We start from the raw sequence: 9193 nt of genomic DNA on the forward strand, positions 1-9193 counted from the left end.
TCATCCTTGCTGCTCCTGGCCTTCGACACCGCCACCCCGGCGGTCACCGCCGCCATCGGCGAGAGTGACCCCGACGGCGCCTTCACCCTGCGCGCCAGTGCGGGTTCGGTGGACGCCCGCCGCCACGGCGAGCTGCTCACCCCCACCATCGCGCGGCTCACCGAGGAGTCGGGGATCGCCCTGACCGACCTCGACCACGTCGCCGTCGGCGTCGGGCCCGGCCCCTACACCGGTCTGCGGGTCGGGCTGTCCACCGCCCACGCCCTGGCCGACGCCCTCGGCGTTCCCTGCCACGGCGTGACCACCCTGGACGCCCTGGCCTTCGCGACCGGGCGCACCGAGCCCTTCGTCGCGATGACCGACGCACGCCGCAAGGAGGTGTTCTGGGCGCGCTACGACGATCACCTCACCCGTGTGGGCGAGGTGGCCGTCGACCGGCCCGCCGAACTGGACACCGGCGACCTGCCCCTGGTCGGTGACGGCGCCCGCATGTACGCGGACGTGCTCGGCGCCGCTGCGGACCCCGTGGGACCGCTGCACCCGGACGCCGCCGCCATGGCCGAACTGGCCCTGTTGCGCCTGTGCCGGGGCGAGGAACTGCCCGCGCCCAACCCGCTCTACCTGCGCCGTCCGGACGCGGTGGAGCCCGGAGCCCGAAAGAAGGTGCGCCAGTGGGTGAAGTGAGCCGGACGCCGAACCTGACCGGCCTGCGGCTGCGCGAGATGACGCCCGACGACGTTCCGGCCGTCATGGTCCTCGAACGCGCCCTGTTCCCGGCCGACGCCTGGAGCGAGGGCATGCTCCGCGACGAGCTCGCCGAACCCACCCGCCACTACCTGGTCGCCGTGTCCGGGGACATGGTCGTGGGCTACGCCGGACTGCGCTTCGTCCCGCCCGAGGGTGACGTGCAGACCATGGCCGTGTCCGAGCAGGTCTGGGGCCACGGAGTGGGCAGCGCGATGCTCACCGAACTCCTGGAACAGGCCAGGGAGCGCGGCGTCACCCACATGTTCCTGGAGGTGCGCTCGGACAACCCGCGCGCACAGAGACTCTACGGCCGCTTCGGCTTCGTGCAGATCGGTGTGCGGCGCGGCTACTACAACGGGGCGGACGCGCTCGTCATGCGGCGCGTCGCCGGAGAGGGCGACGATGAGTGACCTGCCTCTGATCATGGGGATCGAGACGTCCTGTGACGAGACCGGGGTGGCCCTGGTCCGCGGCTGCGAGCTGCTCGGCGACGCGGTCGCCTCCAGCGTGGACCAGCACGTCCGGTTCGGCGGGGTGGTGCCCGAGGTGGCCAGCCGCGCCCACCTGGAGGCGATGACCCCCACGGTCCACCGTGCGCTCGAACAGGCCGGGGCGAAACTGTCCGACGTCGACGCGATCGCGGTCACCGCGGGCCCGGGCCTGGCGGGCGCCCTGCTCGTGGGCGTGTCCGCGGCCAAGGCCTACGCGATGGCCCTGGGCCGGCCGCTCTACGGCGTGAACCACCTGGTGGGCCACGTCGCCGTGGACCAGCTGGAGCACGGGCCCCTGCCCAAACCGTCGATCGCCCTGCTGGTCTCGGGCGGCCACACCTCGCTGCTGCTGGTCAACGACCTGGCCACCGAGGTGGTCTCCCTCGGCGACACCGTGGACGACGCCGCCGGCGAGGCCTACGACAAGGTGGCCCGCCTGCTCGACCTGCCCTACCCGGGCGGTCCGCCCATCGACAGGGCCGCCCAGCAGGGTGACCCCAGGTCGATCCGCTTCCCGCGCGGAAAGTGGGGCGACGGCACCTACGACTTCTCCTTCTCCGGCCTGAAGACCGCCGTGGCCCGCCACGTGGAGGAAACCGACCGCAGGGGGGAGCCCCTGGTGGTCGCCGACATCGCCGCCGCCTTCCAGGAGTCGGTGGTGGACGTGCTCACCCGCAAGGCCGTGGACGCCTGCGTGGAGCACGGGGTGAGCACCCTGGTCATCAGCGGCGGTGTGGCGGCGAACTCGGCGCTGCGCGCGCTCGCCGAGCAGCGCTGCCAGGAGGCGGGCGTCGAACTGCGCGTCCCGCGTCCGCGCCTGTGCACGGACAACGGCGCGATGATCGCCGCCCTGGGCGCCGAGGTCGTGGCCGCCGAGCTGCCCGCCTCCGCCCTGGACCTGGCCACCGACACGTCCCTGCCGGTGGAGTCCCCCCTGGCGGTGTAGTGCCGTGAGGGGGCCGTTGTCCACAGGAGCGAAGTGCCCCTGTCCTGGCGTTCCGGTTTCCGGTTGACTGGAGAACGGGGGGTCCCCAGGCCCGCCAGCTTCGGCGTGCCCCCGGCCGCGCGGCCCGGACGGGAACCGTGCCCGTCCGGGGGACCGGAACGGCGGTGGGGCCCCGGGCGGCGGAGCCCCACCGCGGCTCACACCTCCAGTCGTCCGTCGACCCGTCGCGGCAGAGGGTTCTCCGGCGTGTCCGCGAGCTCGTCGGGGAGGTCCTCCGGCGCGGCGCCCTGCCAGGCCACCGGTCGCAGGAACCGCCGCAGGGAGGTGGCTCCCACGGAGGTGTGCAGTGCGTTGGTGGAGGCGGGCCAGGGGCCGCCGTGGTGCATGGCCCAGGTGACGGCGACCCCCGTGGGGTAGGCGTCGTAGACCAGGCGCCCGGCCTTCTCCCGCAGTGCCCGGCCCACCCGTCCGCGCAGGTCGGCCTCGTCCCGCTCGGAGAGGAGGGTGGCCGTGAGCGAGGCCGGGACACGCTCCAGCGCCGCGCGCAGGTCGGACTCGTCCCGGTAGCGGACCACCGTGGTGACGGGCCCGAAGCACTCCTGGACGGCGTCCTCGGTCAGGTCGGCGGCGTCCGTGGCGATCAGGCGCGCCCGCGCGCCCCAGCCCTCCGACGCCTCCCGCCCCTGGGCCGCCAGCCCCTCCGTCCCGGCGGCCTCGTAGGCGTCGCGGATGCCCTCGGTCAGCAGGACGAACGGGGGGACCTCGGTGACCTCCCCGATCATGAGCTCCTCCAGCTTCCGTCCGGCGTCGTCCGCGGGCAGGAACACCAGGCCCGGCTTCGTGCAGAACTGCCCGGCGCCCAGGGTGAACGAGCCCACGACGCCCCGCGCGATCTCCTCACCGCGCCGCCGCGCGGCCTCCGGCGTGACCACGAGCGGGTTGACGCTGCCCAGTTCGCCGTAGAAGGGGACGGGGTCCGGGCGGGAGGAGGCGATGTCGAACAGGGCGCGCCCGCCGCGTTCCGAACCGGTGAACCCGACCGCGCGGATCGCCGGGTGACGCACGAGGTCGGCCCCGGCGCGGGTTCCGTGGACCAGTGCGAGGACGCCCTCCGGGGCCCCGCCGTCCGCGGCCGCGCGCACCAGGACGTCGAAGCAGCGCAGCGAGGTCGCCGGGTGCGCGGGGTGCGCCTTGACCACGACCGGGCACCCGGCCGCGAGGGCGGCGGCGGTGTCGCCTCCCGGAACCGAGAAGGCCAGCGGGAAGTTGCTGGCCCCGAACACGGCCACCGGTCCGAGCGGGACCAGCATCCGGCGCAGGTCCGGCCTGGGCCCCATGGGGGTGTCGCCCGCGTGGTCGATGGTCGCCTCCACGAAGGAGCCCTCCTCGACCGCGTCGGCGAACTGGCGGAACTGGTAGCAGGTGCGGGTGAGCTCCCCGTTCAGCCGCTGTTCTCCCAGGGCGCTCTCCCGGTCGGCGGTCGCCACGATGGCCTCGCGGTCCGCCTCCAGGCCGTCCGCCATGGCGCGCAGCAGCCGGGCGCGCCGGGCACGCCCCATCGCCTGGAGGGGTTCGGCGGCCTCCGCCGCCGCCGAGCAGATCCGCTCCAGTTCCTCGGGCGTCGTCTCCGACGCGACGGTCTCCACCGCGCTTCCCGTACGCGGATCGAAGCTGATGATGTCGGTCATGTGGACGGTTCTCCTTCCTGTGGGTCCGCGGCGGCCACGCCACGGTGGCCGCCGCGGGGCGTCAACCGAGCAGCGCCAGGCCCGCGCTGATGACGGCGGCGATGCCGAACGCGATGAGGCCCATCAGGGTCTCCATCACGGTCCAGCTCTTGAGGGTGGTCTTGATGTCGAGGTCCAGGTAGCGGTTCATCAGCCAGAACCCGGAGTCGTTCACGTGCGACAGCACCGTTCCGCCCGAAGCGATCGCGACGACGATGAGCGCGATCTCGGGTTGCGACATCTGGGCCTCCGCGATGAGCGGGGTCACGATCGGGGCGGTGGTGACGATCGCGACCGTCTTCGACCCCAGCGCCACGCGCATGATCATGGCGATGAGGAACGCGAGGACGATGACGGGCAGGGCCGTGGCCGACAGGATCCCCGCCACGGCGTCACCCGCGCCGGTCGCCTCCAGGACCTCACCGAAGACCCCGCCCGCACCGGTGACGAGCAGCACCAGGGCGGTGGGACCCAGGGAAGCGGAGGCGGCCTTCTCGACGCGCTCGCGCGTCATGCCTCCGCGCACGCCCAGCAGCCAGAAGGACAGCAGGGTGGCGATGGTCAGCGCGGTCACCGGGTTGCCGACGAACAGCAGGACGTCGAGTACGGGCCCCTCCGGGAGCACCAGCGGGGAGAAGGTGTTGAGCAGGATGAGGGCCACCGGAAGGATGACCACGCCCAGGATCAGGGACAGCGGGGGCGCGTTCTCCGGCGCGGCGCTCTCCCGCTCCGACTCCTGGAAGGACGCGGGGACGGGGACGAAGGTGCGGTCACCGAGCTTCCTGCCGAAGACGTAGGCGCCGAGGTACCACGCGGGCAGACCGCAGACCAGACCCATGAAGGCGATCCAGCCCAGGTGGCCGCCCAGCAGTTCGGCCGCGGCCACGGGCCCCGGGTGGGGCGGCAGCACCGCGTGCATGATGGCCAGACCGCCCGCCGCGGGGAGCGCGACGCTGATCAGGGAGCGGCCCGTCCGGGCGGCGACCGCGTACAGCAGCGGCACGAGGATGATGAAGCCCACGTCGAAGAAGACGGGGATGCCCAACAGGAGCGCGGTCAGCCCCATGGCGAGTGGGGCACGGCCCTCGCCGAAGAGTCCGAGGAGCCGCTCCGAGAGGAGCTGGGCGGCACCCGTCTCCTGCATCATGCGGCCCAGCATCGCGCCGAGGGCGACGATGATGGCGATGCCGCCCAGGGTCGCGGCCATCCCGTCCTCGAGCAGGCCGGGGATGCTGCTCAACGGGAGGCCCGAGGCGAACGCGACGGCGGCGCTCACCAGCAGCAGGGCGACGAAGGCGTGCAGTTTGGCCTTGATGACCAGCAGGAGCAGCAGGCCCACGCCGAGCGCGACGGTGAGGATGAGGGCCCACGGGGGGAGCGTCCAGGACGGGGAGGGGGCCTCGCTCGCGGCGAGGACCATCCCGGCGGTTGAGGGGAAGGTGGTGGAAAGCATGGGAGGCCTTGTCTCGGGAGGTGCGGGTGCCCCGACGCCGACGTCGGGGCACCCGTGGCCGCGGCACCGGCGGGGGACCGGTGGCGGGGGGTTCCCCGGGCGGGGGACGCACGGGGAACTCGGAGGCGCTGGGCGCTACCAGCGCGGCAGGCGGGGGGGCGTTCCAGTCGGGATGGACGACGCGCATGGCGGACACGTCGTCGCGGTCGCGGACCCTGCTCTTCGACCAGCGTTCGTGGAGGTCGCTCAGGGCCTCCCGGTCGAGCTCGACGCCCAGGCCGGGTTCGTCGGAGACCTCAACCGCGCCACCGGAGATGGTGTGGGGCCGGGTGATGACGTCCTCCTCCCCCTGCCATGGGCGGTGGGTGTCGCAGGCGTGGTCCAGGTTCGGCACGACCCCCGCCACCTGGGTCATCGCGGCCAGGCTGATGCCGAGGTGGGTGTTGGAGTGCATGGACACCGCCACGCCGTGGGTCCGGCACAGGGCGGCCAGGTCCAGCGTCGCGCGCATGCCGCCCCAGAAGTGGTGGTCGGAGAGCACCACCTGCACGGCCTTCCTGGCGAAGGCCTCGGGGACCTCGTCGAAACCGGTGACGCACATGTTCGTGGCCAGCGGGGTCCCGGTGGCGGCGTGGACCTCGGCCATACCGTCGATCCCCGCGGTGGGGTCCTCCAGGTACTCCAGGACGCCGTCCAGTTCCCGTGCCACCCGGATCCCGGTCTCCGCGGACCAGGCGCCGTTGGGGTCCAGCCGCAGGGGGACCCCGGGGAACGCCTCCCCGAGCGCGCGCATCCCCGCGATCTCCTCGTCGGGCTCGAAGACGCCACCCTTGACCTTGATCGACCGGAAACCGAAGCGGTCGATGAAGACGCGGGCCTGCTCCACGAGGCCCTCGGGGGTGAGGGCCTCGCCCCAGGGGTCGGGCTCGGCGCCGGGGTGCGCCGCCCACTTGTAGAAGAGGTAGGCGCTGTAGTCCACCCGGTCGCGCACCTTGCCGCCCAGCAGGGCGTGCATCGGGACGCCCAGGAGCTTGCCCCAGGCGTCCAGGTAGGCGACCTCGAAGGCGGAGAAGACGCTCGCCCGGAGTTTGGCGAGGCTGCGCCTGCCGCGGAGCCCGGACGCGGCCGTGCCCTCCTGGGTCTCCAGCACGTCCGCGTCGGCGAGCGCCTCCTCGACGACCGCCGTCAGGGTTCCCGGTCGCGAGACGTCGGTGCCCTCCAGCAGCGGGGCCACCGCGCGGACCGCGTCGAGGTACTCGGTGTCCCCGTAGGTCTCGCCCAGGCCGACGTGCCCGGACGCGGTCTCGACCTCGATGACGGTACGGGGGGTGAGGGGCTGGTGGACGCCCTGGAGGTTGAGCAGCGGCGGGTCGGTGATCAGCACCGGGGTGACGCGGACCTCGCGTACGAAGCGCTGCGGGTCGTAGGTCATCGGGACTCCTTGGCGGTGGTTCGGTCGGCCAGTTCCAACCCCGTCTGGAGGAGTCGCTCGGCCTCTTCCAGGTGGGCGGGCTCGGGCGCGGACAGCGGGGCGCGGACCGGTCCGACGTCGGCGCCGATCACCGCCGAACGCGTTCGCGCGACCTCCTTGACCAGTGACACCGAGTACCCCGGGCCCCGGTCGCGCAGCTGGACCCACGGGATGAAGAAGTCGTCGAGCAGTGCGTCGGTCAGACCCGTGTCCCCCTCGGCGAGGGCGTGGAAGAAGGCGCGGGCGATCTCGGGCGCGAAGGCGTGCACGGCCGACGAGTAGGCGGGGACGCCGATCGCGGCGTAGGAACGCGCCTGGAGTTCGGCGGTCGGGGTCCCGTTGAAGAAGAGGAAGTCCTCGGGGACGGCCCGGACCAGGCGCTGCATGCGGTCGAGGTCGCCGATGCCGTCCTTGAAGCCGATGACGCCGGGGATCTCCGCGATCCTCGCCAGGGTCCCGGGTTCGTAGACGGCCTGGGCGCGCTGGTACACGACCAGGGGGAGCCCGGCCGCCTCCGCCACGGCGCGGGTGTGCTGGACCAGGCCCGCCTGCGTGCCGCTGATCAGGTAGGGCGGGAGCAGGAGGAGGGCGTCGGCCCCGGCGCGGCGCGCGGCGCGGGCGTACTCGATGGCCAACGGTGCGCCGTTCCCCGCTCCGGCGATCACCGGGACGGCGCCGCTGACGCGCCGGACGGCGGCGGCCACGGCGGTCTCGTACTCGTCGAGGCCGAGGCTGAAGAACTCGCCGGTGCCGCAGCCCACGAAGACCGCGCCCGGAGCCGCGGCGAGCTGGTGTTCCAGGTGCGCTTCGAAGGCCTTCGGCGCGAAGGAGCCGTCCTCGTCGAAGGGGGTGAGGGGGAAGGAGAGCACCGAACGGCGCATGCCTTCGGCGAGCCTCCGGGAGAGCTCGGGGGCGGCCCCGACGTCACTCATACCGTCTCCATATGTAGATGGCTGTTGTATCTGTAGATGGAGGTTAATTTGGGAGACACATCACGTCAACCTGGGACAAGGTGCACAGAGGGAGGCCGGTGGGCCGGAAGGCCTGGGGGACGGGGGCTGGGTTCCTGGGTTCCGGGTTCGGAGAACGTGCACCCATGAAGCGGCGGTCTACACTGGTGACCCCGAGACGACGGCCTCGCTCGCCCCCGGCGGGTCGTCCGAGATCGGGGGGCGCAGTGGGAAGGAGGCGGTCGGGTGTCGGCCGCGCACGATCACGGCGGTGTCCGCGAGGTCAAGTCGGCGGCGCGCACCGTCGAACTCCTGGAGATCCTGTCGCGTCACCGGAATCCGGTCACGCTGCGCACCCTCTCCGACGAGATGGGCATCCCCCGCAGCAGCCTGTACGCGCTGGTGCAGACCCTGGTGAACCGGGGGTGGGTGCGCTCCGACCCCACCGGAACCCTGTACACCCTCGGTATCCGCGCGCTCTTCACCGGGACCGGCTACATCGACGCGGACGCCCGGGTGAACCAGGTGCGCGGCCACCTGGACACGCTCACCGAGAAGCTGGAGGAGACGGTCCACCTGGCCCGGCTCGACGGGAGCGACGTCGTCTACCTGGCCACCCAGGAGTCACGGCACTACCTGAGGCCCTTCAGCCGGGTCGGCCGACGGCTGCCCGCGCACAGCACCGCGCTGGGCAAGGCCCTGCTGGCCGAGCGGAGCGACGACGAGGTGCGGAGCCTGCTGCCGGGGAGGCTGGAGCCGCTGACCCAGGAGACGATCACCGACATGGACGTGCTCCTACGGGACCTCGCGCTCACCCGCGAACGGGGTTACTCCGTGGACGACGGGGAGAACGTCGTGGGCCTGCGGTGCGTGGCGGTGGCGCTGCGCTACGACGAACCCGCCATGGACGCGCTGAGCTGCTCGGTTCCGACCGCCCGGTACACGGACGAGTTGGCCTCGGCCGTGGTCGAGGCGCTGATGGAGGCTCGCGCGAACCTGGAACGCTACTGGCCCCCGCACCTGAGCTGACGAGCGCGGGAGCGAGGGCCGGGGTCCGTCCGGGAACGACGCGGTCAGGCGCCGACGTAGTCCGCCAGGTGCTCGCCGGTCAGGGTGGAACGGGCGGCGACCAGGTCGGCGGGCGTGCCCTCGAAGACGACCCGGCCGCCGTCGTGACCCGCCCCGGGACCCAGGTCGATGATCCAGTCGGCGTGCGCCATGACCGCCTGGTGGTGCTCGATGACGATGACCGACTTGCCGGAGTCGACGAGCCGGTCGAGCAGGCCCAGCAACTGCTCGACGTCGGCGAGGTGGAGACCGGTGGTCGGCTCGTCCAGGACGTAGACGCCGCCCTTCTCGGCCATGTGCGTGGCCAGCTTGAGCCGCTGCCGCTCGCCGCCGGACAGGG

At 72.8% G+C, this 9193-nt stretch carries 8 protein-coding genes and 1 pseudogene (1 of these 9 running past the window's edge); 4 read left to right on the forward strand and 5 right to left on the reverse strand.

Going from position 1 to position 9193, the window contains the following annotated elements; all coding sequences use genetic code 11:
• The first annotated feature begins 6 nt into the window (after positions 1 to 6).
• From tsaB to tsaD, 3 genes are read left to right on the forward strand one after another with little or no spacing between them, the layout of a single operon-like run.
• On the forward strand, positions 7 to 684 hold the full coding sequence (tsaB, locus tag D455_RS0113435) for a tRNA (adenosine(37)-N6)-threonylcarbamoyltransferase complex dimerization subunit type 1 TsaB (protein ID WP_017571235.1): 678 nt from the start codon (positions 7 to 9) through the stop codon (positions 682 to 684).
• Positions 681 to 1157, forward strand: a complete 477-nt coding sequence (rimI, locus tag D455_RS0113440) for a ribosomal protein S18-alanine N-acetyltransferase (RefSeq protein WP_017571236.1) — start codon at positions 681 to 683, stop codon at positions 1155 to 1157. Before tsaB ends, rimI begins: the two co-directional genes overlap by 4 nt.
• On the forward strand, positions 1150 to 2184 hold the full coding sequence (gene tsaD, locus D455_RS0113445; protein WP_017571237.1) for a tRNA (adenosine(37)-N6)-threonylcarbamoyltransferase complex transferase subunit TsaD: 1035 nt from the start codon (positions 1150 to 1152) through the stop codon (positions 2182 to 2184). The genes rimI and tsaD overlap by 8 nt, the downstream gene beginning before the upstream one ends.
• A gap of 197 nt (positions 2185 to 2381) precedes the next feature.
• Here tsaD and D455_RS0113450 read toward each other — a convergent pair whose 3' ends face one another.
• From D455_RS0113450 to D455_RS0113465, 4 genes and pseudogenes are all read right to left on the reverse strand, one after another.
• On the reverse strand, positions 2382 to 3872 hold the full coding sequence (locus D455_RS0113450; RefSeq protein WP_017571238.1) for an aldehyde dehydrogenase (NADP(+)): 1491 nt from the start codon (positions 3870 to 3872) through the stop codon (positions 2382 to 2384).
• Between the two features lie 61 nt (positions 3873 to 3933).
• Positions 3934 to 5364: a GntP family permease gene (locus tag D455_RS0113455; RefSeq protein ID WP_017571239.1), complete on the reverse strand. Its 1431-nt coding sequence runs from the start codon at positions 5362 to 5364 to the stop codon at positions 3934 to 3936.
• A 262-nt stretch (positions 5365 to 5626) separates the two neighbouring features.
• Positions 5627 to 6796: pseudogene (locus tag D455_RS36015) on the reverse strand (enolase C-terminal domain-like protein); the annotation flags it as partial.
• The gene (locus D455_RS0113465; RefSeq protein ID WP_017571241.1) at positions 6793 to 7767 is read right to left on the reverse strand and encodes a 5-dehydro-4-deoxyglucarate dehydratase; all 975 of its coding nucleotides are present in this window, start codon (positions 7765 to 7767) and stop codon (positions 6793 to 6795) included. The gene D455_RS0113465 and the pseudogene D455_RS36015, both read right to left, overlap by 4 nt.
• 264 nt (positions 7768 to 8031) lie before the next feature.
• Here D455_RS0113465 and D455_RS0113470 point away from each other — a divergent pair, with 264 nt between their 5' ends.
• Complete coding sequence (locus tag D455_RS0113470) at positions 8032 to 8814, forward strand: IclR family transcriptional regulator (RefSeq protein WP_017571242.1); 783 nt, start codon at positions 8032 to 8034, stop codon at positions 8812 to 8814.
• A gap of 44 nt (positions 8815 to 8858) precedes the next feature.
• On the opposite strand, the gene D455_RS0113475 is transcribed toward D455_RS0113470, so the two are convergent.
• Positions 8859 to 9193, reverse strand: the 3' portion of a protein-coding gene (locus tag D455_RS0113475) for an excinuclease ABC subunit UvrA (RefSeq protein WP_017571243.1). The gene runs 2080 nt beyond the window's last position; the window shows 335 of its 2415 coding nt (coding positions 2081-2415); the start codon falls outside the window, past its right edge — the gene reads right to left on this strand; its stop codon occupies positions 8859 to 8861.

Origin of the sequence: Nocardiopsis halotolerans DSM 44410 (assembly GCF_000341065.1) — a bacterium.
Classification (GTDB): domain Bacteria; phylum Actinomycetota; class Actinomycetes; order Streptosporangiales; family Streptosporangiaceae; genus Nocardiopsis; species Nocardiopsis halotolerans.

What these genes read in the sequence shown, in the direction of transcription:
- tsaD (WP_017571237.1), top strand. Translation starts at nt 1,150, where the DNA reads ATGAGTGACCTGCCTCTGATCATGGGGATCGAGACGTCCTGTGACGAG.
- D455_RS0113450 (WP_017571238.1), bottom strand. Translation starts at nt 3,872, where the DNA reads ATGACCGACATCATCAGCTTCGATCCGCGTACGGGAAGCGCGGTGGAG.
- D455_RS0113455 (WP_017571239.1), bottom strand. Translation starts at nt 5,364, where the DNA reads ATGCTTTCCACCACCTTCCCCTCAACCGCCGGGATGGTCCTCGCCGCG.
- D455_RS0113465 (WP_017571241.1), bottom strand. Translation starts at nt 7,767, where the DNA reads ATGAGTGACGTCGGGGCCGCCCCCGAGCTCTCCCGGAGGCTCGCCGAA.